Origin of the sequence: Mesorhizobium qingshengii (genome assembly GCF_900103325.1) — a bacterium.
Taxonomy (GTDB): Bacteria; Pseudomonadota; Alphaproteobacteria; order Rhizobiales; family Rhizobiaceae; genus Mesorhizobium; species Mesorhizobium qingshengii.
Map to the genome: position 1 here is coordinate 454,575 of NZ_FMXM01000003.1, position 24,625 is coordinate 479,199.

The 24,625-nt window shown below is 65.1% G+C and carries 21 protein-coding genes and 1 pseudogene; 10 read left to right on the top strand and 12 right to left on the bottom strand.

The window, feature by feature from the left end; translation table 11 throughout:
• Window positions 1–5: 5 nt before the first annotated feature.
• The 3 genes from zwf to BLS48_RS06030 are packed head-to-tail and all read right to left on the bottom strand — an operon-like array spanning window position 6 to window position 4,888.
• Window positions 6–1,382: a glucose-6-phosphate dehydrogenase gene (zwf, locus tag BLS48_RS06020; protein ID WP_091576233.1), complete on the bottom strand. Its 1,377-nt coding sequence runs from the start codon at window positions 1,380–1,382 to the stop codon at window positions 6–8.
• Between the two features lie 22 nt (window positions 1,383–1,404).
• The gene (gene gnd / locus BLS48_RS06025; protein ID WP_091576072.1) at window positions 1,405–2,421 is read right to left on the bottom strand and encodes a phosphogluconate dehydrogenase (NAD(+)-dependent, decarboxylating); all 1,017 of its coding nucleotides are present in this window, start codon (window positions 2,419–2,421) and stop codon (window positions 1,405–1,407) included.
• A 49-nt stretch (window positions 2,422–2,470) separates the two neighbouring features.
• Complete coding sequence (locus BLS48_RS06030; RefSeq protein ID WP_091576073.1) at window positions 2,471–4,888, bottom strand: glucan 1,4-alpha-glucosidase; 2,418 nt, start codon at window positions 4,886–4,888, stop codon at window positions 2,471–2,473.
• A gap of 239 nt (window positions 4,889–5,127) precedes the next feature.
• On the opposite strand from BLS48_RS06030, the gene BLS48_RS06035 reads away from it, so the two are divergent.
• The 9 genes and pseudogenes from BLS48_RS06035 to BLS48_RS06075 all read left to right on the top strand — a co-directional run.
• On the top strand, window positions 5,128–6,408 hold the full coding sequence (locus tag BLS48_RS06035) for a sensor histidine kinase (RefSeq protein ID WP_091576234.1): 1,281 nt from the start codon (window positions 5,128–5,130) through the stop codon (window positions 6,406–6,408).
• On the top strand, window positions 6,408–7,142 hold the full coding sequence (locus tag BLS48_RS06040; protein WP_091576074.1) for a response regulator transcription factor: 735 nt from the start codon (window positions 6,408–6,410) through the stop codon (window positions 7,140–7,142). Before BLS48_RS06035 ends, BLS48_RS06040 begins: the two co-directional genes overlap by 1 nt.
• 169 nt (window positions 7,143–7,311) lie before the next feature.
• Complete coding sequence (locus BLS48_RS06045; protein WP_091576235.1) at window positions 7,312–8,202, top strand: SMP-30/gluconolactonase/LRE family protein; 891 nt, start codon at window positions 7,312–7,314, stop codon at window positions 8,200–8,202.
• 93 nt (window positions 8,203–8,295) lie between these two features.
• The gene (locus BLS48_RS06050) at window positions 8,296–9,309 is read left to right on the top strand and encodes an ABC transporter substrate-binding protein (protein WP_091576075.1); all 1,014 of its coding nucleotides are present in this window, start codon (window positions 8,296–8,298) and stop codon (window positions 9,307–9,309) included.
• Between the two features lie 49 nt (window positions 9,310–9,358).
• A complete protein-coding gene (locus tag BLS48_RS06055) occupies window positions 9,359–10,828 on the top strand; it encodes a sugar ABC transporter ATP-binding protein (RefSeq protein ID WP_091576076.1) in 1,470 nt (489 codons plus the stop codon).
• A gap of 1 nt (window position 10,829) precedes the next feature.
• Window positions 10,830–11,810, top strand: coding sequence for an ABC transporter permease (locus BLS48_RS06060; RefSeq protein WP_167364958.1), 981 nt, complete (start codon window positions 10,830–10,832; stop codon window positions 11,808–11,810).
• A 4-nt stretch (window positions 11,811–11,814) separates the two neighbouring features.
• Complete coding sequence (locus tag BLS48_RS06065; protein WP_091576078.1) at window positions 11,815–12,762, top strand: ABC transporter permease; 948 nt, start codon at window positions 11,815–11,817, stop codon at window positions 12,760–12,762.
• Window positions 12,763–13,163: 401 nt separating this feature from the next.
• Window positions 13,164–15,236, top strand: coding sequence for a 3-hydroxyacyl-CoA dehydrogenase NAD-binding domain-containing protein (locus BLS48_RS06070; protein WP_091576236.1), 2,073 nt, complete (start codon window positions 13,164–13,166; stop codon window positions 15,234–15,236).
• A 31-nt stretch (window positions 15,237–15,267) separates the two neighbouring features.
• Window positions 15,268–15,476: pseudogene (locus tag BLS48_RS06075) on the top strand (SDR family oxidoreductase); the annotation flags it as partial.
• A gap of 24 nt (window positions 15,477–15,500) precedes the next feature.
• Here BLS48_RS06075 and BLS48_RS06080 read toward each other — a convergent pair.
• From BLS48_RS06080 to BLS48_RS06125, 9 genes are all read right to left on the bottom strand, one after another.
• Window positions 15,501–17,009 (bottom strand): aldehyde dehydrogenase family protein, encoded by a 1,509-nt coding sequence (locus BLS48_RS06080; RefSeq protein WP_091576237.1) that lies wholly within the window; start codon window positions 17,007–17,009, stop codon window positions 15,501–15,503.
• Window positions 17,010–17,029: 20 nt separating this feature from the next.
• Window positions 17,030–17,374: a cupin domain-containing protein gene (locus tag BLS48_RS06085; protein ID WP_091576238.1), complete on the bottom strand. Its 345-nt coding sequence runs from the start codon at window positions 17,372–17,374 to the stop codon at window positions 17,030–17,032.
• 23 nt (window positions 17,375–17,397) lie between these two features.
• Complete coding sequence (locus BLS48_RS06090) at window positions 17,398–17,739, bottom strand: cupin domain-containing protein (protein ID WP_091576079.1); 342 nt, start codon at window positions 17,737–17,739, stop codon at window positions 17,398–17,400.
• Window positions 17,740–17,760: 21 nt separating this feature from the next.
• Window positions 17,761–18,111, bottom strand: coding sequence for a cupin domain-containing protein (locus tag BLS48_RS06095; protein WP_091576080.1), 351 nt, complete (start codon window positions 18,109–18,111; stop codon window positions 17,761–17,763).
• Window positions 18,108–19,382: a glycosyltransferase gene (locus BLS48_RS06100; protein WP_091576081.1), complete on the bottom strand. Its 1,275-nt coding sequence runs from the start codon at window positions 19,380–19,382 to the stop codon at window positions 18,108–18,110. Before BLS48_RS06100 ends, BLS48_RS06095 begins: the two co-directional genes overlap by 4 nt.
• Before the next feature lie 12 nt (window positions 19,383–19,394).
• Window positions 19,395–20,468, bottom strand: a complete 1,074-nt coding sequence (locus BLS48_RS06105) for an ABC transporter ATP-binding protein (RefSeq protein ID WP_091576082.1) — start codon at window positions 20,466–20,468, stop codon at window positions 19,395–19,397.
• On the bottom strand, window positions 20,465–21,256 hold the full coding sequence (locus BLS48_RS06110) for an ABC transporter permease (RefSeq protein WP_091576083.1): 792 nt from the start codon (window positions 21,254–21,256) through the stop codon (window positions 20,465–20,467). Before BLS48_RS06110 ends, BLS48_RS06105 begins: the two co-directional genes overlap by 4 nt.
• A 183-nt stretch (window positions 21,257–21,439) precedes the next feature.
• Entirely contained in the window at window positions 21,440–22,282 is an 843-nt protein-coding gene (locus tag BLS48_RS06120) for an ABC transporter permease (protein WP_091576085.1), read from the bottom strand.
• A gap of 91 nt (window positions 22,283–22,373) precedes the next feature.
• Window positions 22,374–23,438, bottom strand: a complete 1,065-nt coding sequence (locus BLS48_RS06125) for a polyamine ABC transporter substrate-binding protein (protein WP_091576239.1) — start codon at window positions 23,436–23,438, stop codon at window positions 22,374–22,376.
• A 239-nt stretch (window positions 23,439–23,677) separates the two neighbouring features.
• Between BLS48_RS06125 and BLS48_RS06130 the strand changes: the two genes are divergently transcribed.
• A complete protein-coding gene (locus BLS48_RS06130) occupies window positions 23,678–24,616 on the top strand; it encodes a GntR family transcriptional regulator (RefSeq protein WP_091576086.1) in 939 nt (312 codons plus the stop codon).
• The last annotated feature ends 9 nt before the right edge of the window (window positions 24,617–24,625 follow it).

Genomic DNA, 24,625 nt, shown 5'->3' on the forward strand with positions numbered 1-24,625 from the left:
TCCTCTCACTTCACCGGATCGATCCAGCCGTTGGGCGGCCCGAACCCGCTCATGACATCGGCGGGCCCCCATGTTCCCGGCTCGTAGATGTGCGGCGGCGTGGTGTCGCCAAGCACCGGGCCGACGATGCGCCAGGCAAGTTCGCTGGCGTCTTGGCGGGTGAACAGCTGACCATTGCCGTTCATGGCGTCGCCGATCAGCCGCTCATAGGGCGGCATGTCGGCCTTGCTGTCGTCGAGCGCCGTCAGCTCGACCTGCTCGCCGATCATGTCGTCGCCGGACGCCTTGCGCTGGGCGCCGATGGCGATCACCACCTGCGGATCGATGCGGAAGCGCACGTAGTTCTGGTCGGCCGGCGTGATCCGATCGAAGACGTCGAGCGGCGGCCGCTTCAGCCGCACCACCACCTCGGTGACATGAACCGGCATGTTCTTGCCGGCGCGGATGAAGAACGGCACATCCCGCCAGCGCCATGTGTCGACGAAGAAGCGCACCGCCGCGAAGGTTTCGACCGGCGAATTCGGCGCCACGCCAGGCTCGGTGAGATAGCCCTTGAACTGACCGCGCACGACATCGTCTTTCGTCAGTGTCCGGATCGCGCGCAGCACCTGCACCTTCTCGTCGATCAGGTCGTCGGCGGAGCGGCCGACCGGCGGCTCCATGGCCAGCAGCAACAGGATGTTGAGGAGATGGTTCTCGATGACGTCGCGGATGCAGCCGACATCGTCATAGAAGCGGCCGCGCCCCTCGATGCCGAAATCCTCCGCCATGGTGATCTGCACGCTTTCGACGAAGTTGCGATTCCAGATCGGCTCGAGCAAGGAATTGGCGAAGCGGAAATAGAGCAGGTTCTGGATCGCTTCCTTGCCGAGATAGTGGTCGATGCGGAAGATAGACTGTTCGTCGAACACAAGGTGCAGCACCCGGTTGAGCCAGCGCGCCGATTGCAGGTCGTGGCCGAACGGCTTTTCCACCATCAGCCGCGCGCCATGCGCCGTGCCCGATTGCTCCAGCCCCTGGACGACCGTCTCGAACATGGTAGGCGGCACCGCCATGTAGTGCAGCGGCCGCTGGGCGCTGCCGAGCGCGCCCTTCAGCCTTTCGAAAGTGGCCGGATCGCGATAGTCACCGCTGACATAGCGAAGCAGGGACGCGAGCTTGGCGAACACCTTTTCGTCGATCTTGCCGAGCGCATGGACGATGCCGTCGCGGGCGCGCGCCTGCAACTGCTTCAAATCCCAGGCATCGAACGCGACGCCGATCACCGGTTCGGTGAGCGTGCCCTTGGCGACCATCTGGTAAAGCGCTGGAAATATCTTCTTGTGGGCGAGGTCGCCGGTGGCGCCGAAAAGCACCAGCGTGTCGGACCGTTCCTGGCTCATGAGCGTGTCTCCCCTGCCGCCGTCACGAGCCGGCCTTCGGCTTCTCGACATGGCCGCCGAACGCATAGCGCATGGCGGACAACAGCTTGTCGGCGAATTCGGATTCGCCTTGCGAGGAGAAGCGGTCGAACAGCGCGGAGGACAGCACCGGTGCCGGCACGCCGGTGTCGATCGCCGCCTTCAGCGTCCAGCGGCCTTCGCCGGAATCCGAGACGCGGCCGCCAAAGTTCGCCAGCGATGCATCTGACTTCAGCGTGCTGGCGGTGAGGTCGAGCAGCCATGAGCCGATGACACTGCCATGCCGCCAGACCTCGGCGACGTTGGCGAGGTCGATGTCGAACTGGTAATATTCGGGGTTCTGCAGCGGACTGGTCTCGGCATCGGCGTCGCGCTTGACCTTGCCGGCATTGCCGGCCTTGAGGATGTTCATGCCCTCGGCATAGGCGGCCATGACGCCGTATTCGATGCCGTTGTGAACCATCTTGACGAAATGGCCGGCACCACTCGGGCCACAATGGAGATAGCCGAAGGGTGCGGTGCCGGCGGCCTTGTCCGGGGCAGGCGCGCCGGCATCGGCGCCGGGCGCCAGCGTGGCGAATATCGAATCGAGATGCTGGACCGCTTCGTCGGGGCCGCCGATCATCAGGCAGTAGCCGCGATCGAGACCCCAAACGCCGCCGCTGGTGCCGACATCGACATAGCTCAGGCCCTTATCCCTGAGCCTGGCCGCGCGATCGACATCGTCATGATAATAGGAATTGCCGCCATCGATGATGATGTCGCCGGGTTCCATCAGGGCCGCCACCTGATCGACGATCTTGCCGGTGATCGCGGCCGGCAGCATCAGCCAGACACAGCGCGGCTTGGCGAGCTTGCCGACGAATTCCGCCATCGATGCCGCTCCGGACGCGCCGTCGGCCACCAGGGCCGCCACGCTGGCGGGGTTGATGTCGTAGACGACGCATTCGTGGCCGTCGCGCATCAGGCGCCGGACCATGTTGGCGCCCATCCGGCCCAGTCCCATCATTCCGATCTGCATGGTTTCGTCCCTGTTTCCTAGAGATTTGCTGGGTTTGGAGAGGAAGGATCTACCGGCTATCCTGCTCGGCTGACATGACGGAGAAGTCGACATTCTCCCAATCGCCGGTGCCGGGCCAGAAAAAAGTGAAAGTGAGTGTGGTTCCGCTGGGGAGGCTGGCCGTGGGTAGATCGGCTACGTGAATGCCGAAAGCGTTCTCTCTTGTCTGGCTGTCGTGGGCGGTTACCCAATTGTCGGTGCTCCAGTGGACGGTCGCAGCGGCCAACAGCTCGATGCGCAGCGTCTTGCCCACGGGGAGCGTTCGGATCTTGTGGTTGAACCGCCAAGTCCTGAACGGCGATACGGTCCCGTCCTCGATGTAGCGCTTGACGCCTTGCGGCGGCATGTCGAAGACCGTGCCGTCGCGCAGCGAGCGCAGCAGCTTGATATGCTCCGAATGTGCCCAGACCAGCGGCATGGCGCTGCCCGAAGGGTGACCATGCAGCAGTTCGCGCTCGGTCAGGTCGGCGCCGTCCCAGACCTGCTCCGGCAACAGGCCGCCAAGCCCGGCCGAGCCTTCCAGCGCCGCCAGCAGGCTGGCCGCCTTGTCCATGCGCCCCGCCGCCAGCTCGTAATGGGCGCGTTCGCCGGCGAGCAACGGCCAGGGCCGGCCCTGGCCGGTTCCGTCGAAAGGCGCGCCGTCTTCGTGCTCGCCATAGCCGTCACCATTGTAACGATACCAGAGCGGTCCTTGCGGCAGGTCGCAGCGCAATTGCGCATCGATGACCTTGGCGGTGTCGATCATCCGCGGATCGTCGGCCGCCCTCAACCCGAAGCGGACGAGCGCCAGCGCGTCGGGGCTGACAATTTCCTCGGCGGGCCGATCCGTATCGCCGGGAGGCCGGTTCTTTATCGGGACATAGCCGTCCTTCGGCGAGCCGGCCTCGGCGCTGTCGGGTGGCGCGATGCGGACGTAGTAACCATCGACGCCGGTTTCCTCGCAGATTGCCGTGCCGGTGACGTAGGTCCAGCGCTCGACCTGGTCATTCCAGCCATCGGCGGTCTCGCGCAGATAGGTTGCCGCGTCTTCCTTGCCGCAGGCGTCGAGCAGGTCTGCCGCGGCAAGCAGTGCCGCGATCTCGACGGCAAGCGTGAACGGGCTGTAGCCGGCATCTTCTTCCCATCGGTCCTCGCCGGTGACGGGTCCGTTGCGCACGACATAGGTGGCGGCGCGCTCGATCATCGGCAGGAAGGCGGAGACCCTGGCGCGCGGCAAGTGCCCGGCGCGGTGCAATGCGTCGGCCAGCAGCAGCGGAAAGGCGCATTCGTCCATCTGGATGCCGGGCCAATAGGCCGACCCGTCGAGCCAGGCGTTCTGCGGCCAGTGGCCGTCCGGTTGCTGGATGGAGCGCAGATAGCCAAGAATCCGCAGTGCCGACGCGGCATCGCCGGCGGCGAGAAAGGCGCCCGCCGTTTCGACCAGATCGCGCGGCCAGACCAGATGGTAGCCGCCGAGATCGTCGTCGCCCTTGTTGAAGCCCCACGGGATCGACAGGCTGGCGACCGCGGCGCCCGGCACGGCGGTCGAGCGGTGCGTCGCCAGAACCGCGGTCGAGACGCGATAGAAGTTGATCCCGGATTCGCCATGCCGGTCCAGCGGCAGCAGGCCGGCCTGCCAGGTGCGCCAATTCCGGACGTAGGACCTGGCTGTCGCCGCAAAGCCGCGCTTCAGGCTGGCGAAGGCATTTTCAGCAGCCTCGTCAGGGGTCGCGCCAAAGCCAAGAGCCAGCAAAGCCGTTGTCTTCGCGCCGGAAAAGCCGATTTCGCCGGTCAGCGCGACATTGCCGTCCTCCGCGCGTTGGCAAGCCGGGTCAAGCTTGCCGGCATGATTGAGTTGCTGCCAGCCATCGGAGAAGCCGACATAGCCGGCCGAGCAGCTTGCCCATGGCAGCGACGAGGCCAGCGCCAGGCAGATGCCGCGCCCCGAGGCAAACAGCACCGGCTTTCCCTTGTGGTCGCCGACCCAAGCGGTGTTACCCATGCCGGCGTTGACCAGATGCGGCGCCAGCAAGGCGTAGACCCGGTAGTCGCTTGGCACGCCCTTCAGCGCCGTGAAGGTGATCTCCTGCAGCAGGGCGGGGCGGGCCGGGTCGGCGAGGATGCGCTTTTCGATCCGGTAGGCGCCGTCGGTCGCGGTGTTGACCAGCCGGTAGGCGGGCACACCGTCCTCGAACGGTTCGATGGCGTGCGCGGCATGGCGTTTTTCTTCCGAGAAGTAGCCGTCGGGGCCGGTGACGATCAGGCCCAGGTCGCGCGTGCAGGCGCTGTCGACGCGCGGATAGTAGACCTCGTTGAGAATGCCGTGGCTGATCGTGAACCAGATCCGGCCGGCCGGTGAAAGGGAGGTTCCGACGCCGCTCTTGGCGCTTGACGTCCAGCGTGCCGGAATTCCCGGGGCGCCCGGAGCAACGGTTGGCGTCACTGGCATTCTGTTTCGGTCTCCTGGCCCCTTCCCTAGACCAGGACGCGAACCCATTTCAATCATTGCACCGCGAGTTGATCGACTGTCGCAAAGAGGGCGTCGTTGACAGCACCGTTCGTAGATGTCCACTATTCCCCCGGCAGGGAGGCCCGGCGAAAATCGCGGATCGGCAGCACGCTCGGGCACGGGAGCGTCGCGGCTGGCCCGGCGTGGTCCGTTCAGTTGTCATGGGAGGTCTCAAAACCATGTCGGATGTGTCTCCTATGCTGATCGACCGGCTGCTTGCTATTTCGCGGGCGCTGGCCGGCCACATCGATACCGGTACGGCGTTCCGTGCAACGGCCATCGAGATCGGTACGCTCATTCCGCACAATCATATCGATCTGGCGGTGCTGTCGCATGATCGGCGCATGCATGCCTGCTATGAAGCCGGCTTCCACACCAGCTGGAGCGAGCTGTCGCAGCATCCGGTAGAGGGCAGCCCGATCCGAACGGTGCTGTGGGGCGAGGTGCCCTATCTGCTGGCGGACGATGCACTTTTCGACCAGCGCTTCCACTTCACGGGGGCATTCGACGAACCGATCTTCGCCGCAAGGCTGCGCAGCCGCATCATCGTGCCACTCAGGGCGCGCGGCGGCATCATCGGCGCCCTCAACATCAGCCGGCATGAGGCCGGCTGTTACACGCTTGCCGATGTCGAGGTCGCCCAGCAATGCGCCGACCTGATCGCGCCCTATATCTTCGCGCTGATCCAGACCGAGGAGGCGCGCCGGGCCATGCTTGCCGAGAGCGAAGCGCGCAATCGCGTCGAACTGCTGCGAGTCGGCGCCTCGCAACTGACCGAAGGCATGGAGCGCGAGCGCCGGCGCATGGCCATGGACCTGCACGACCAGACGCTTGCCGACCTCGCCCGCATCGCGCGCCAGCTTTCGGCCTTGCGCGGCCAGGGCGTGGCGCGGGCGGCGCAGCTTGCCGACCTCGAGCAGGAGGTCGCCGGCTGCCTGACGGAACTGCGCCACATCGTCGACGACATGCGGCCGAGCGTGCTCGAACTGTTCGGCCTGCGCGACGCGGTCGAGGCGCATCTCAACCGCAGCGTCGCCAGGGCCAAGCCGCCGATTGCCGTGCGCATCGCCGACACCAGCGACGGCAGCGCCGACAACCTGCCCGAGCCGGTCCGCACCGCGCTCTACAGGATCGTGCAGGAAGCGATCAACAATGCGGTCCGCCACGCCGCGCCGCGCCGCATCGACGTGCTGCTGGCGTCGACGGCGAGCATGCTGCGGGTGATCGTGACCGATGACGGCCAGGGATGCGGCACTGTTGATCCGGCCGCCCATGGCGGCATTGGCCACATGCATACGCGGGCGGCTCTTATCGGGGCGCGGCTGCGCATCGGTCAAGCCGGCCGCAAGGGCGGCGGCACGCGTGTCGTCATCGAGATAGACCGCCAGCCGTCCCGGCAATTGCCTGACGCGGCGGCTGCAACAGCGCCCGATCAGCAGGCCGTGCCGGAGGGTGTGTGATGCTTGTGATGATCGCCGAGAATGACGGGCTGCACCGCACATTCGCGCGCCGCACCGTCGAGCAATTGTGGCCCGGTGACGTCGAGGTGATAGAGGCGAGCGACGGCGAGGACGCCATCAACCTCGCCGCCGCGCGCGAGCCGCCGCATGTCGTGCTCGACCTGCAGATGCCGAAGGCGACGGGAATCGAGGTTGCCAGGGCGATCTGGAACCGCCGCGCCGGCACGCACATCCTGTTCTGGTCGAATTTCGCCGACGAGGCCTATGTACGCGGGGTGGCACGCATCGTGCCGCCTGGTTCGGTCTATGGCTATGTGCTCAAGTCGGCGACGGAGGAGGGCATGCGGTCGGCCCTGCGCGGCGTTTTCCGCGAAGGCCATTGCATCATCGACCGTGAGATACGCGGCATCCAGCACCGCGTCCAGGATCGGTTCGAGGGCATCACCGACGGCGAATATGAAAGCCTGATCGACATCGCGCTCGGCCTGACCGACCGCGCCATCGCGGCGCGTCGCGGCCTGTCGATCCGTGGTGCCCAGAGCCGCATCAAGCATGTCTACGACAAGCTCGGCATCGTGCCGGCGGAGGACGGCGCAAGCGACGCTTCCGTGTTCAATTCGCGGACGCGGGCGATCTATCTCGCCATGGCGCGCGGCCTGATCAACATCGACGCGCTGCGCCGCGAGCAGGACCGGCTCGATGCCTGGCTGGCGCAGGCTCCGCCGGATCACTAATTCCAACCGCCGCGACTGTGCAAACGCACAGTCGCCCGTGCGCTTTGACCCCTATCGCCACGCCGGCACCGCAACTACGCTCGACCTCATAAGAAGATTATATCGGGGAAGCGCTCATGCCATTCGTCACCATGCGGATACGCACGGCTGTTGGCGCCGGGAGCCAATGATGTCGGCGCTGGCGCGACCCCGCCACTCCGGCTTCGACGACGTCGTCGGCGATGCGACGATCGAAATGCTGGCGAGCGGCTTCGGTTTCCTCGAAGGGCCGGTGTGGCACCCCTACGAGAAATGGTTGGTGTTCAGCGACATTCCGGAAAGCCGCATCTACCGGCGCCACGCGGAGGGCGAGATCGAGTTGTTGCGCGAGCCGAGCCACAAGGCCAATGGCAACACGCTGGACCGCCAGGGGCGGCTGGTCACTTGCGAGCACGCGACGAGCCGCGTGACCCGCGCCGAGCCCGACGGCAGCACGACGGTGCTCGCCACGCACCACCAGGACAGGCAGCTCAACAGCCCGAACGACATCGTCGTTGCCACCGGCGGATCGATCTACTTCACCGATCCGGGCTACGGCAGGATGGAATTCTATGGCGTGCCGCGTCGCCAGGAGCTGCCGTTCCAGGGCGTCTACCGCATCGATGGCGACGGCGCCCGGCTGACGTTGCTGGCCGACGATTTCATCCAGCCGAACGGCCTTTGCTTCTCGCTGGACGAGTCGCGGCTGTTCATCAACGACACCGAGCGCGGCCATATCAGGGTGTTCGGCGTCGAGCCGAACGGCGACCTCAACGGCGGCGCGGTGTGGGCCGTGACCGAGGGCGATGGACCGGGAGCGCCCGACGGCATGAAGATCGACAGCCGCGGCAATCTCTATTGCACCGGCCCCGGCGGTATCCACGTCTTCGACGCGTCGGGTGCCATCCTGGGCGTCATCCGGACGCCGGAGAGCTGCGCGAATTTCACGTTCGGGGACGACGATCTGAGGAGCCTCTTCATCGCCGCGTCGACATCGCTTTACCGGCTCAGGGTGCGCGTGCCGGGATTAAGACTGTTTTGAGCTCGCGACCATCCGTGCTCAAATCAGGTTGGGAGTGAGGCCGGGATCAAAGCCGGCAGGAACTGTAGCAGTCAACATCTGGGAGGATACGACATGAAGAAACTACTCGTCTTGAGCGCTCTGGCGGCAATGCTCGCCTCGGGCACGGCACTTGCCGACACCAGTGGTAAGAAGATCGCCTTTTCCAACAACTATGCCGGCAATTCGTGGCGGCAGGCGATGCTCGACAGCTATGGCATCGTCACCAAGAAAGCGGTGGCCGACAAGGTGGTTGGCGCCGCCGACATCTTCACCACCGCCGACAAGGAGGTGCCGACGCAGGCGGCGCAGGTGCAGAACCTGATCCTGCAGGGCTACGACGCGATCGTCATTAACGCCGCTTCGCCCGACGCACTCAACGGCGCCATCAAGCAGGCCTGCGACGCCGGCATCGTGGTCGTCTCCTTCGATGGAACCGTGACCGAACCTTGCGCCTACCGCGTCGTCGTCGACTTCAAGGACATGGGCAAGCAGGAAGTCGAACAGATGGCCAAGTTCCAGCCCAAGGGGGGCAATCTGCTGGAAATCCGTGGCCTTGCCGGCACCTCTATCGACGATGCCATCCATGCCGGCATCCTCGAAGGCGTTGCAGCCCATCCCGAGTTCAAGATCGTCGGCTCGGTGACCGGCGACTGGGATCAGACCACCGCGCAGAAGGCGGTCGCGACCATCCTGCCATCGCTGCCTGACGTCGTCGGCATCGTCGACCAGGGTGGTGACGGCTATGGCGCGGCACAGGCCTTCGCCGCCGCCGGCAAGCCGCGCCCGACGATCATCATGGGCAACCGCCAGGACGAGCTGCAGTGGTGGAAGGAGCAGAAGGACAAGGACGGCTACCAGACCTGGTCGGCTTCGATCGCACCCGGCGTGTCGTCGCTCGCCTTCTGGGTGGCGCAGCAGGTGCTCGACGGCCGCAAGGACATCCCGCACGATCTGCTGGTGCCGTATCTGGCCTTCACCCAGGACGATTTCGAGGCCGAGCTGCCGAAGATCGTCAAGGGCGGCGTAGCCAGCCACGAATACACGCAGGAAGACGCCATCGCGGCCATCAAAGCCAACATCAAGTGAGTGTCGCGGCAGCGTTGCCGTCCGTATCGCCGAGCGGATATCGTTGAGCATGCCTGAAGGGAACGCTGACATCATCAGACTGAGCGGCGCCGAAAAGCATTTCGGCGCCGTTCGCGCCCTGGGCGGCGTGGATTTTCACGTCGGTCCCGGCGAGTGCGTCGGTCTCGTCGGCCACAATGGCGCCGGCAAGTCGACACTCATGCACATGGTGGCGGGCACCTTGACGCCCGACAGCGGCAGAATCGGCGTGCATGGCGACATCGAGGACAACTACTCGGTGTCGCGGGCGCAGCAGCTCGGCATACGCTGCGTGTTCCAGGAATTGTCGCTGTGTCCCAATCTCAGCGTCGCCGAGAACACGCGCATCAACCACGCTTCGTTGCGCGGCTTCGGCTGGCGGCGCAAGGCGGCCGAGCTGATCGCCGCCAAGCTCGACGAGATCTTTCCGGGGCATAGCATTTCGGCGTCGGACATTGTCGGCGACCTGTCGATCGGCCGGCGGCAGATGGTCGAGGTGGCGCGCGCCTTTACGGTCACCCAGGATCGGCTCGACCTTGTCATACTCGACGAGCCGACATCGTCGCTGGACGCGCATACGGCCGGCCAGTTGCTGGCCTTCGTGCGCCGCTTCGTCGCCGGCGGCAAAAGCTGCATCCTGATATCGCACGTGCTGGGCGAGGTGCTGCGGAATGCCGATCGCATCGTGGTGATGCGCGACGGCAAGGTGGTTGTCGCCGACGCCGCCAGTGCCTTCGACCGCGACCGGCTGGTGACGGCGATGGGCGGGGCGGAAGCGCGCCAGAAGGCCGCGGCGCAAGTCGCCGCCGCCAAGCCCGAGGCTAGTCCGCTGCGGGTGCGGGCCCGTCCCGCCGCGCAGAAGGACGGCAACGAACTTGTCGCCCGCGCAGGCGAAATCATCGGCCTTGCCGGGTTGGCGGGACATGGACAGACTGACCTGCTGCTGGCGATCTTCGCGGCTGCGTCGCGCGCCCGGGCCGGCATCGAGGTGACCGCGCCGGTGGCGCTGGTGGCCGGCGACCGCCAGTCGGATGGTATCTTCCCGCAATGGTCGATCGCGCAGAATATCGGCATCCGCTCGCTGGCACGCCTGCGCAACGGGCTGTTGATCTCGCCGCAGCGTGAGGCCGAACTCGCCGAGTTCTGGCAAAAAAAGATCGGCATCCGCACGCCGGACATGAACAACAACATTTTCTCGCTGTCGGGCGGCAACCAGCAGAAGGCGCTGTTTGCCCGTGCGCTCGGCTCCGACGCACAGATCGTGCTGATGGACGACCCGATGCGCGGCGTCGATATCGGCACCAAACTGGAGGTCTACGACCTCGTGCGCGAAGAAGCCCGCAATGGCCGTACCTTCCTCTGGTACACCACGGAAACCGAAGAGCTCGACAATTGCGACCACATCTATGTCTTCAAGAACGGCCGGATCGTCGCCAATTTGCGGCGCGACGAATTGACCGAAGAGAAGATCATCCAGTCCTCGTTCGGCGATGCGGCCTGAGATGACTGCCGCCAGCGTAGACACCGGCCTTAAGACTTCCTCCGAGCGCGGGGCGCTGGCGCGTGCCCGCCTGCTGCGCGGGCTGCTGCCGGCGCTGTCGCTGGCGCTGGTGCTGATCGCCATCGCCTGGCTCAACCCTCGCGCGATCAGCTATTTCGGCTTCAGCCTGATGCTCAACCTGGCGATCCCGATCGCGCTGGCGACGATCGCGCAGATGTTCGTCATCGCCGGCAACGAGCTCGACCTGTCGATCGGCACCTTCGTCGGTTTCGTCGGTTGCGTCACGGCGACATGGCTGAAGGACGCTCCGCTCATCGGCGTCGCCATCCTGCTCGGTTCGATCGGCGTCTATGCGCTGCTCGGCGCGCTGATCCATCTGCGCAACCTGCCCTCGATCGTGGTGACGCTCGGCATGAGCTTCGTCTGGCAGGGTCTGGCCATTCTCGTCCTGCCCAAACCTGGCGGCAAGGCGCCGGACTGGCTGCTGGCGATCATGGCGTTCAAGCCGCCTTTCGTCCCGTTCCCGATCATCGCGGCGCTGCTGATCGGCCTCATCGTTCATTTCGGCCTGATGCGCACCTCCTACGGCGTGATCCTGCGCGGCTCCGGAGGCAATCCGGCGGCGCTCGGGCGTGCCGGCTGGTCGCTGCTCAAGACCAAGATCGTGCTGTTTTCGCTGGCGGGCCTGTTCGGCGTGCTGTCCGGCATGGCGCTGATCGGCATCACCACCTCGGCCGATGCCAATATCGGCAATGGGTACACGCTGCTGGCGATCGCCGGCGTCATCCTCGGCGGCGGCGAATTCGTCGGCGGCCGGGTGTCGCCGATCGGCGCGGTGCTTGGCGCGCTGACGCTGGCGCTCGCCGCATCGCCGCTGCTCACCTTCATGCACATTCCGCCCGACTGGCAGGTGGCCGCCAATGGCGCCATCCTGATCATCGTGCTGGCGGCGCGGGTGCTGATCAGCCGCAGGGAGAGGTGAGGCAATGGTATCGGTGAAGGCGCTGCTCGGCAGACCCTGGATATGGTCGTTCCTCGGCGCCGTGCTGGTGTGGCTGGCGACGATCGTCTTCACCGGCGGCTATGGCGCCGGCGGCATGGTCACCGCGGCCCTGTCGCTGGCGGTGTTCACCGTCATCGTCGGCGTCGGCCAGATGTTCGTCATCACGCTTGGCCCAGGCAATGTCGACCTGTCGTTGCCGGCCAATATCGGGCTTGCCAGCGCCGTCGCCATGAAGGTCATGGACGGCAGCGATACTATGATCGCGGTCGGGCTGCTGGCGGCGCTCGCCACGGGCGCCGCGATCGGTGTCGTCAATTACCTGCTGATCTGGGCGCTGCGCATTCCGCCGATCATCGCCACGCTGTCGGCCAGCTTCATCATCCAGTCGATCGACATCAGCTATGGGCGCGGGCTGCAGATCAAGCCGCCGCCCGGCTTCGCCGATTTCGCCAACTGGCAGGTGCTGGGCATTCCGGTGCTGGCGATCCTCACCGTGCTGTTCACCATCGGTGCGGCAATAGCGCTGCAGCGCATGATCTATGGCCGCTCGGTGCTGGCAATCGGCCAGAACATACGCGCCGCCTGGCTCGCCGGCGTCAATGTCGGCCGCATCCGCTTCCTCACCTACACGTTGTCGGGGGCGCTCGGCGGCATCGACGGCGCGCTGCTTGCCGGCTATTTCCGCGGCGCCAATGTCGATATCGGCAACGAGTATCTGCTGGCGTCCATCGCCGTCGTCGTCATCGGCGGCACGTCGGTGGCCGGCGGCAAGGCCAACGTGCCCGGCGTCTGGGGCGCGGCCCTGTTCCTGGTTCTGCTTTTGACCATGCTCAACACGTTCGGCGTCAGCGCCGGCGTGCGTCTGCTGCTGACCGGGCTGATCATCGTTGGCGTGATCACGGCGGCGGGTGGGCAGAAGGCCTTGCGTTAGTTGTGATGTCGCAGAACGTTGATGCTGGTGGGACAGCACACCCCTCTGTTCTGTCGGACATCTTTCCTTTGGAGGATGTCCGGCGGCAGCACCTCCTGGCGTGGCGGACGCGCCGTCCACGCCGCGTTACCGGAGATGGTGGCGGCGGAGGCTGCCGGGTGATGCCGGCCTGCGAACGGCATTTTTCTGCGCTTCCGGTGCTCACTCACCTAAAAGTACGCAGCGCGCCGGTTCTCGAAAACCACCATTCTCGGCTCGGCTGACCTGAATCCCAACACACCCTGGGCACTTTCAAGGCCGGTAATCATTGTGCCAGGCCGGCATCCGGTTCCCATCCGCGTCATGGCGCTGTAAATCCCGTTCGCGCGGTCTTGGCCGCTCACCAATGCTGGGAGGTTTTGTTGTCCGATTTCCTGAAGGTCAGTCGCGACGGTGATGTCGCCATCGTCATCATCGACAATCCGCCGGTCAACGCGTTGAGTTTTCATGTCCGCGACCCGTTGATGCAGGCTTTGGTCGCCTTGCGCGATGATGCTTCGGTCGCGGCTATTGTCATCGCTTGCGCCGGCCGGACTTTTGTCGCTGGCGCAGACATCACCGAGTTCGGCAAGCCGATACAGCAGCCCGATCTGCGTGCCATTGTGGCCATGCTGGAGACCATCGCCAAGCCGACGGTCGCCGCCATCCACGGCACCGCGCTCGGCGGTGGGCTGGAACTGGCGCTCGGCTGCCATTTCCGCGTCGCCGATGCCGGCGCCAAGCTCGGCCTTCCCGAGGTGAAGCTCGGCCTGCTGCCGGGCGGCGGCGGCACGGTGCGGCTGCCGCGTCTTGTCGGCGCGGTGAAGGCGCTCAAGATGATCGTTTCCGGTGCGCCGATCGGTGCGGCCGAGGCGCATGCCGCCGGTCTCGCCGATGCCGTCTTCGAAGGCGATCTGACCACGCATGCGGTGAACTTCGCCAGGGAAATGGCCCGCATGGGTGGTCCCTTCACGCCGGTGCGCGATCGCGATGAGGGGCTTAGGGAAACCGACCTGGTGGCTTTCGACGCCGAGGCAACGGATCTTGCCAGGAAGGCGCGTGGCCTCGAAGCGCCGATCGCCTGCGCGCAAGCGGTGCGCAATGCCGTCACGCTGCCCTTCGACGAGGCGCTGGCGGCGGAGCGCGAGCTCTTCGTGAAGCTCGTCGCCAGCGACCAGTCGCGCGCCCATCGCCACCTGTTCTTCGCCGAACGTGAGGCAGCAAGGGTACCCGGCAAGGACACGCCCAAGCGCAGGATCGCCCGCGTCGGCGTCATCGGCGCCGGCACGATGGGCGGCGGCATCGCCATGGCTTTCGCCAATGGCGGCTATCCCGTGACTTTGCTGGAAACCAGCCATGAAGCATTGCAGCGCGGGCTGGCGACCATCGAGAAGAACTATGCCGTCTCCGTTTCGCGCGGTTCATTGACCGAAGACGCCAAGCGGCAGCGGTTCGCGCAGTTCAAGGGTTCCACCGACTATGCCGATCTCGCCGATTGCGACCTGATCGTCGAGGCGGTGTTCGAGGATATGGCGGTCAAGAAGGAGGTTTTCGGCATGCTCGATACGGTGGCCAAGCCGGGCGCGATCCTCGCTACCAACACCTCCTATCTCGACATCAATGAAATCGCCGCCTCGACCTCGCGTCCGGAGGATATGCTCGGTCTGCATTTCTTCTCGCCGGCCAATGTCATGAAGCTGCTGGAGATCGTGCGGGCCGACAAGACCGCGCCCGATGCGCTGGCCACTGTGGTCGATCTGGCGCGGCGGATCGGCAAGGTGGCCGTCGTCGTCGGCGTCTGCCACGGCTTCGTCGGCAACCGCATGCTGGCGGCGCGTGGCGCCGAATCCGAAGCGCTGCTGCTGGAGGGTGCCACGCCGCGCCAGATCGACCAGGCGTTCACCGATTTCGGCTGGCCGATGGGGCCGTTCCAGATGGGCGATCTCGCTGGCCTCGACATCGGCTGGCGCAACCGCAAGGCGCGCGGCCAGACGGCCGTGATCGCCGATACGCTGTGCGAACAAGGGCGGTTCGGCCAGAAGACTGGCCGTGGCTTCTATCTCTATGAGAGCGGCGCTCGCACACCGGTCCCGGATCCCGAGGTTGAGGCGCTCATCCGCGACAAGGCCGCCGAGAAGGGCATCGCGCCGCGTGCGATCGGCGCCGCGGAGATCATCGAGCGCACGCTCTATCCCCTGGTCAACGAAGGCGCGAAGATTCTAAGGGAAGGGATAGCGGCCCGCGCGTCCGACATCGACGTCGTCTGGGTCAACGGCTACGGCTTTCCCATCGGCAAGGGCGGCCCGATGTTCTGGGCTGGTCTCGAAGGGGCGGGCAAGATCATCGAGCGGCTCGAATACTGGCATCAGCGGACTGGCAAGGATGTGTTCAAGCCGGCACCGTTGCTGAAGCGAATGGCCGAGACCGGCTCCTGGGAAGCCGGCGCGACAGCCTGATCAAACGCTGATTGGGGGCTGGAGGAATACCGCGAACGTCACGTCCAAACATGCGGCGGAGGCAGTGACGCGGCAGATGTCGCTCGGCCATGCCCAGCACAATGTCCGCGTCAACGCACTCTGCCCAGGCTGGGTCGACACCCCATTCAACGAACCGTTCATCGCCCGGATGGGCGGACGCGAGTGATCGAGCGCTACGTCCGCACCAAGATTCCGGTGGAACGCTGGGCCGCCTTAGACACGGATGCCTCGACGGCTTCTCGCTCACACGTGCTTGCGGCCGCCGGTCTCGCGGAACCAGCTGTCGGGATAGGGGTACCACCATTCCTGGATTGCCGGCTTGTGGTCGATGATGACCATCTTCGAGCGGCGGAAGGCGTCCAGCCCCTGGCGTCCAAGCTCGCGGCCGAGGCCCGAGGCCTTCCAGCCGCCGAAGGGCAGGGCGTCATTGTCGATCAGCGGATTGTTGACCCAGACCATACCGGCCTCGAGCCGTTCGGCCGCCTCATGCGCCTCGGCGAGGTCGGTGGTGAAGACCGAGGCACCGAGCCCGAACGGGCTGTCGTTGGCAAGCCGGATCGCTTCCTCGAAATCCTTGACCCGGCAGATCGCGGCGACCGGCCCGAAGCACTCTTCGCGCACGATCGCCATATCCGGGGTGACGCCGGTGAGGATGGTGGGCTCGTAGAACCAGCCTACATTGTGCGCCGGTGGGATGCGCCCGCCGGTGACCGCCTTGGCGCCGTGCGCGATGGCGTCGTCAACCAGGCGCATGACCTTGGTCCGCGCGGCTTCGCTGACCAGTGGGCCGATCTCGGTCTTGTCCATGCCGTTGCCGATGCGCAGCGCGCGCGTCCTTTCGGCGAACAGCGCGACGAAGCGGTCGTGCACGGCGTCGACGACGAAGAAGCGCTCGGCCGAGGTGCAGACCTGGCCGGTGAGGTGGAAGGCGGCGGTGACGCTGCCAGCCGCCGCTATGTCGAGCGGCGCGTGTTGGCTGATGATCAGCGGATCGCTGCCGCCGGCCTCGATGACGCACGGCTTCATGCGTTCGGCGCAGGCCACCGCAACCGCCTTGCCGGCGGCGACCGAGCCGGTGAAGGCGACGGCGTGGGTGCGATCGGAAGCGATCAGCGACTGCGCGGTGGCCGCGCCGCCTGGCAGGCAGGAAACAAGGCCCTCCGGCAGGGAGCGGAACATGGCCATGTAGTCCAGCGTCGACAGCGTCGTCGCCTCGGCCGGCTTGATCACGCAGGCATTGCCGGCGGCAAGTGAAGCGGCCACCGTCCAGCACATCAGCAGGATCGGAAAATTGTAGGGCATGATGTGGACGGAGACGCCATAGGGCTCGTAGCGCGCATACTGGAACGAACCGGCCTGCGTCGTGCCGGCGATCTTGCCGGCGTCGTCGCGCGCCATCTCGGCATAGTAGCGGAAGATCGGCGCGCAATTGGCGATCTCGCCGATGGCTTCGGGATAGGGTTTGCCCATCTCGCGCACCATCAGCTCGGCGCAGCGTGTGAAGTCTGCCGCCTCGATGGCATTGGCGACGGCATGCAGGTGCTTTGCCCGGCTCTTGGCGTCGAGCCTTTTCCAGGCGGCCTGCGCCTTGGTCGCGGCGGTAAGCGCGGCGTCGATTTCACTATCTGTAGCGGCCGAGATCGCGCCGACGGTTTCGAGCGTCGCCGGATCGATCACCGGTTTCGTCGCGCCGGCCATCGGCCGGTAGTTCGGATTGACGAAGAACGCCGGCCGGTCAGGGGAGAAATGCATGGACATCCTCTCGGATCCGCTCAGCGGATCATGTAGACCTTCTTGATCGTCTCATGGACGGTGCAGACGCCTTTCCAGTCCTGCGGAAAGAAGGCTGCCGTGTCCGGCTCGATCTCGATCACCTCTCCGGATTCATGCACATAGGTACAGCGGCCTTCGAGGAAGTGGCAGAACTCGTCGCGGGTGACGTGGCAGTGCCATTTGCCGGGCGTGCAGACCCACAGGCCGCATTCGGAGCGGCCTTCCGGCCCCTTGTGCAGCAGCTTGCCCGAGGTGTGGGATTGCCCCTCGATCATGGTCGGGATGACGCCCCAGTCGACGAGGTCGGTGATGGCGAGCGGGGATTGCATGATCAGCGTGGTCATATCGATTTCCTTGAAATGGCTGCTTACCGGCACATGAAGGCCTTGGTCAGCGTTTGCGTGATGATGGAGATGCCGGTCCAGCCGGCAGGGAAGAACACGAGCGTGCCGGCCTCAACCGGAATTTGCTCCCCATTCTCATGGACATAGCTGCCGTGACCCGACAGGAAGTGGCAGAACTCGTCGGCGGCGAAGGTGACCTTGCGGGTGCCCGGCGTGCAGCACCACAGGCCGCATTCGCTCGACCCGTCCGGGGTTTTCGAGAGGATCCGTCCCGAAACGCGAGGCGCGCCGGCGAGCGTGTTGGCCCCCGCGCCCCAATCCTCCAGTTCAACGCTTGAGGCCTTCGGCCAGTGCGGTGTCGACATGTGATCAAGTTCCGTTGCCGTTCAAGCCAGCATGTAGACGTTGCGCATGGTCTCATGCACGGTGCATTCACCCGTCCAGCCGGCTGGGAACATGACCACGGTCCCTGTGGAGACTTCTATCACTTCGCCGACATCCGACCTGTAGGTCGCGCGACCGGCGACGAAATGGCACAATTCGTCGCGCGGGATGCTCAGGCGCCAGCGTCCTGGCGTGCACACCCAGATGCCGGATTCCGGCCGGTTGTTCGGTCCCTTGTGCACCAGCCTGCCGGTCGAATGCGAAGCGCCGTCCAGCGCGTCCGGCTGGGCGCCCCAGTCGACGAGATCGGTGCGGGTGGAGGCCTGGTGGAGGTGCGGGGCGGAGGAGGTCACAGCAGCGCCTCCAGCAACCCGGCCGCCTTCTCGGGCCCGTTCTGCGCGTGCATCTGCGCCGAGGTCTTCGCCAGTTTCGCCTTCATGGCCGGGTCGGTCAGGCAGGCTTCGATCCTGGCGATCAGCTCGGCATCGCTCCAGTCGTAGCGCGGCATGCCGAAGCCGTGGCCGGTTTCTTGCACGCGGGTGGCGTTGTCATGCCCGTCCCAGACATAGGGCATGATGATCGCCGGCTTGCCGAAATAGAGGCACTCGGTGAACGAGTTGTTGCCGCCATGATGGATCACCGCGTCGACCTGCGGGATGACCGAAGGTTGCGGGAACCAGCTCTCGACGATGACGTTGCCGGGCACGTCCGTGTACTGGTCCTTGTAGCCGCCGACATTGACCAACGCGCGGTAGCGCGTCTTGCCCAGAGTCGTGATGATGCGCTTCAACAGCTCGACATCGCCGGCCCCCAGGCTGCCGAAGGAGACATAAAGCAGCGGTCCGTCATTGTTTTTCGCGAAGGTCGGTACCGTGTAAGGTTTCTCCTGCCGCACGCAGCCTTCCAGATACTGGAACTTTGCCGGGTCGAGCGGATGGCGGCGCTTGAATTTCGCCGCCTCGGGATAGAGCAGCAGGTTGAGATAGGGCGAGGCCTCGAAGAACTGGCCGATCGGATAGGGTGCTTCGTTGTTGGCGGTGAGGAAGGCGTTGAAGTCGTCATGGATCGGCTTGATCACCGCATTGAAGTGATCGCGGTAGCGCTGGTGCCCGGCATGGTCGTTCTCGCCGCAGCCCGACAGATGCGGCGGGATGTCCTCGTCCTCGATCTCGTTTTCCGAGCAGGAGATGACGCGCACCCACGGCTTGCCGAACTGCTTGATCGCCGGGAACAGGATGACGTTGTCGACGCAGATCACGTCAGGCTTGATGGCGGCCAGAACGCGCGGCAGATCCTTCTGCGCCCATTTGGCGCTGTCGACGATCGCCGTCCAGCAATCCTTCACATAGTTGTCGACCTGGTCGTAGGGCGACTTGCGGAAGTTCGGGATGTGGCCGTTGATGAAATCCTCCCAGAACTTGGCCATCTGCTCGGGCGGCATCGGCTCGGACAGGTTCACCGGATGGGCCTCGAAGCCGTAGCCCTTGTAGACATCGACGAAGCCGGGGTCGGACAGGAAAACCGCTCTGTGGCCGCGCGCCTCGACCGCCTGGGCGATGCCAACGGAATTGAGCGCCGGGCCGTAGGCCGCTTCGGGAAAGAACGCGATCGTCTTCTGCGCCATCAAGCTTCTCCTCTATTCTGCGAAAATTCTGACATCGGCGGCGTCCCAGCCGAGTTCGACCTGATCGCCCGACGAGACCGGCCGGCGGTCGGCCGCATCGGCGGTGACGCGCACCAGGAATGGTTTTGGCGACAGGGGCGTGCGGACATGCAGCTGCAGGTCGAGCCCGTGATAGGCGAGCGCCTCGACCGTGCCGGTGGTGCGGTTGGCGGTCTGAATCTCAGGGAACAACCGGATGCGTTCGGGCCGCACTGAAGCAACGGCGGAAGCACCGGGCGGAAGCGCGGCGGGAACCTTGCCGGCGATGCGCGCGCCATTGCTCGCCATAACGCCATCGGTGGCGACCTTGCCGGGCACGAAGTTCATGACGCCGATGAAGTCGGCGACGAAACGGTCGGCGGGATGTTCGTAGACCGTGTGCGGGGTGTCGCACTGCAGCAGTTTGCCATCTCTGAGCACCGCCATGCGGTCGGCCATGACGAGCGATTCTTCCTGGTCGTGGGTGACGATGACGAAGGTGATGCCGACCTCGTGTTGCAGGCGTTTCAGCTCAAGCTGCATGGCGCCGCGCAGTTTCTTGTCGAGCGCGCCGAGCGGCTCGTCGAGCAACAGCAGCCGGGGCCGCTTGACCAGCGCCCGGGCTAGCGCGACGCGCTGCTTCTGGCCGCCGGACAATTGCTCCGGCTTGCGGTCGGCGAAGGGGACGAGTTCGGTCGTTGCCAGGATGGCGTCGACACGCGAGCGGATTTCGGCTGCCGGCAAACGCTCCATCTCCAGCCCATAGGAGACATTGGCGCGGACGCTCATATGCGGGAACAGCGCGTAGGATTGGAACATCAGGTTGACCGGTCGCTTGTTGGGCGGGGTCCTGGCGATGTCGCGGCCGTCGAGCAGGATGCGCCCGTCGCTCGGCGTCTCGAAGCCGGCCAGCATGCGCAACAGCGTGGTCTTGCCGCAGCCCGATGGGCCGAGCAGCGCGAAGAATTCATTCTCGCGGATGTCGAGCGAGATGCCGTCGACGGCGGTGACCCGGCCGAAATTCTTCGACACATGATCGATGGCCAGCAGCGTGCGGGGTTCGCTCATTGGCCGATGATCCCACGGTTGAGCCGCTGCGACAGGGTCAGCGCGGTGATCGAGACCGCCATGACGATGGTCGCCAGAGCGTTGATCTCCGGCGTGATGCCGAAGCGGATCATTGCGTAGATCTGCATCGGCAGCGTGGTCGAGGCGCGCCCGGCACCAGCAGTGAAGAAGGCTATGATGAATTCGTCCACGGAGAGCGTAAAGGCGAGCAGCGCGCCGGCGATCACCGCCGGCAGGATGACCGGCAAGGTGACCCGCCGGAAGGTGGTGAGTGCGGAGGCGCCGAGGTCGGCGGATGCCTCGACGATCGACCAGTCGAAACTCTTCAGCCGGGCGCGCACCACCGAACAGACGAAGGCGAGGTTGAAGACGACATGGGCAAGGATGATGGTGTGCAGCCCCATGGTGAAGTTGAGCATCGAAAAGAACGACAGCAGCGCGATCGCCAGTACGATGTCGGGAATGATCATCGGCGCGAAGATCAGCGCCTCGAGGCCCTTGCCATATTGCCGGCGCATCTCGACGCCGATCGCCAGCAGCGTGCCGAGCAATGTGGCGATCGCGGTCGAAACCAGCGCCACGATCAGCGTGTTGAGCGCGGCTGAGAGGATGGCGGAATTGCCGGCCAGCGAGACATACCATTTCAGCGAAAAGCCGGACCATGCTGTCGGCAGCCCGCCTTCATTGAAGGACAGCGCCACGAGCACGGCGATCGGGATGTAGAGGAAGGCGAAGACGAGAACGAGGATTGTCCGCATGCCGAGGGCACGGGCGAAGGAATGAGTCATCGTTGCCCTCCGAAAACTAGGAGGCAAGCGAACGACCAGCGTCCTTCTCCCCGTTCACGGGGAGAAGATGCCGGCAGGCAGATGAGGGGCAGCGCCAAGTGTCGCAAAGGCTCGCGCCGCCCCTCATCCGCCCCTTCGGGGCACCTTCTCCCCGTGAACGGGGAGAAGGGAAGGAGAGCACGCTCAGCCATCGGCGTTGCCTTTGGCCTCAGCGGCGCGGCCCGAAGCGCGGTCGGCGGCGAGCGCCTGCGCCATCAGCACCAACAGCATGATAGCGATCAGCGCCATGGCGAGGGCCGCGCCGAAGGGCCAGTCGTTGGCGGTCAGGAACTGGTCGTAGACGAGATTGCCGATCATCTGGAAGCGGCCGCCGCCGAGCAGTGCCGGCGTGACGAAGTTGCCGATCGACAGCACGAAGACGAAGACGGCGCCGGCGGCGATGCCGGGCACGGTCAGCGGCAGGATGACACGGCGAAAGGTAGTCATCGCAGAAGCGCCGAGGTCACGCGAGGCCTCGGCGAGTTCCGGGTTGAGGCGCGACAACGGCGCGTAGCAGGCGAGGATGACGAAGGGCAAATAGCTGTAGACCAGGCCGGCGATGACCGCGCCTTCGGTGTAGAGCATCGATGGCGGCTCGCCGGTATAGCCGAACCAGCGCAGCAGCTGCGTGATCAGCCCTTCCCGGTTGAGCAGCACGATCCAGGCATAGGTGCGGATCAGATAGTTGGACCAGAACGGCAGTACGGCGAAGAACAAGAACACCGGCTGCAGCCGGCGCGGTGCGGCTGATATCGCGTAGGCGGCGGCATAACCGATCAACACCGCGATCAGCGTGGCGGTGCCGGCGATGCGTGCCGATTTGAGGAAGATACCGGCATAGAGCGGGTCGAAGACCAGCCCGAAATTCTCCAGCGTGAAGGTGTATTCGATGCCGCCATAGATGCCGCGCCGGAAGAAGGCGAGCGCCAGCACCAGCGCGCACGGCACCACCATCAGCGCGGTCAGCCAGACCAGCGCCGGGGCCATCAGCAGGGAGGAGCGAAGTCGGGTCTGGGACAATTTCTGATACCGCTCAAGGCCGGCGGCAGAAGTGCCACCGGCCGTGATGTCTGGCCGTTTACTGCGCGGCCTTGATCTCGCTGACGATCTTCGAATAGTCGCGCTGGGCGTCGCCGACGTCACGCAGTTGTTCGAACTTGACGAGATCGGCCACCGGCATCGCCATGTTGGGGAATTTCGCCAGGAAATCGGCGGGCAGGCTTTCCATGGCCGGTTTGTTGGGCACCTTGTAGTCGATGTTCTGTGCCGCCCAGGCGTGGTTCTTGGCGTCGAGCATGAAATTGATGAACTGGAAGGCGGCATCCTTGTTGGCGGACGCCTTCATCACCACCATCGTGTCGACCCACAGGTCGGAGCCTTCCTTGGGGATGACGTACTTGATCTCGGGCTTCTCGGCGATGCCATAGTTGCACCAGCCGTCCCATGCCTGCACCATCAACGCCTCGCCTGAGACCAGCTTCGAATAGAAGGTGGTGTCGTCATAGGCGAGCAGGGTTTTCTTGGCCGAGATCAGCAGGTCCTTGACCTCGGCCATCTTGGCCGGATCGGTCTCGTTGACGGAAAAACCCTTGTCGAGCTGGCCGGCGGCCAACAGCCAGCGGTCGGTCGCCAGCATGGTGGTCTTGCCCTTGAGATCGTCCGAGGGAGCGAGCAGGTCGCTCCAGCTCGTCGGTGCGACCTTCACCAAATCCGATCGGTAGCAAAGGCCGGTCGTGCCCCAGGTGTAGGGCACGGAGAATGTGTTGCCGACATCGTGCGGCAGCTTGGTTGCCTGGGGATAGAGGTTGGCGAGGTTGGGCACCTTGGCGTGGTCGATCGGCTCGGTAAGGCCGAGCTTGTTCAGCACTTCGGCGAAGGGTGAGGAGACGAAGACCACATCATAGCCCTTGCCGCCAGCGGCGATGAGCTTGCCCATGATCTCTTCATTGGTGGCGTGCACCACCACTTCGCCGGAAACGCCGGTCGCGGTCTTGAAGGCGGCCATGGCATCCGGCGCCATGTAGCCGTCCCAGTTGGAAATGACGAGGTCGGCGGCCATCGCCGGCGCAGACAGCGCCAAGGCCAGGCCGAGCGCGATTGAAGACGTTCTCAGCGCACGGCGCCGCAGGCTGGTAGCGGTCATGACAGACTCCCATTCCGGTTGATCGTCGAATTTCATTCGTCGGACCAACGCTTGCGACCCGTGCCGCTGCCTCGATCCTGTTCCCCGGTCTTTTTCTCGCCGATTACATTGACAGTACTATTGCAGAAAAAAGTACGTCAATCCATAATTTGCCAAGCGACCGAGGAATCTGGCCGATTGCGTCCGCGCGGGCGATCGGTCAAATCAATCCGGCCCCATTCGTTCCACCGAGACCAGTCATGCAAACCGCAGCCCGACGACCTCGCACCAACCACCTCGATCTGGCGCAGCGCATCCTCGATGTGGCGCGCCAGCGCGGCTTCGAGCCCGGTGCACGGCTGCCGGAGCAGCAGATCGCCTCATTGTGCAATGTCTCGCGCACGCCGGTGCGGGCGGCGCTCAGTCTGCTCGCGGACCGGGGCGTCGTGCGCTGGGAGGCGGATTCCGGTTATCATCTGGCCATCGACCTCACCGCGCAGCCGACGATTGCCGCAGAGCTGCCTGTTACCGAGGAGGACGAGCTGGCCGAAGCGATCCTGCGCGACCGCTCGGCACGGCGGCTGGACCAGACGGTGACCGCCGCGGGGCTCATGCGGCGGTATAATGCCGAGCGCAAGACGGTACTAAAAGCGCTTAACAAACTGACGGAAGAAAATCTGCTGGACCGTGCACCCGGCCAGTCCTGGCTTTTCCGCCGCGCGCCTGACGATCCGGAGGCGCAAGGCGAAAGCTATGAATTCCGCTTGCTGATGGAGCCGGCAGCCATCCTGACGCCCGGCTTCCGGCTGGACGGAGCGCGGGCGGCGGCGCTGCGCCAGGGCATGGAAGCGTTGGCGGCGCTACCGGACTCCGCCTTCGACACGCGCGAGTTCCAGCGGCTCGACATCGATTTTCACGGCATGATCGCCGAGGGCTGTGCCAACCGCTTCGTTGCCGATGCGCTGGCGGGTCACCTCAGGCTGCGCCGGCTGCCGGGCATCTATGGCAGCGTCAATGTCTTTCGCTTGCGGCAATCGCTGCGCGAGCACCTGAACATACTCGACCATCTCGAAAGCCGGCAGTATGAGGTGGCTGCCGACCTGCTTCGCGTTCACCTGCGGCTTTCCCGCACTCAGCGACCACAAGCGGCCAGCCGCGGGGCCCCCGCGCTGTTCGGCATGATCAGCCGGCCGGAATGACGAGGATTA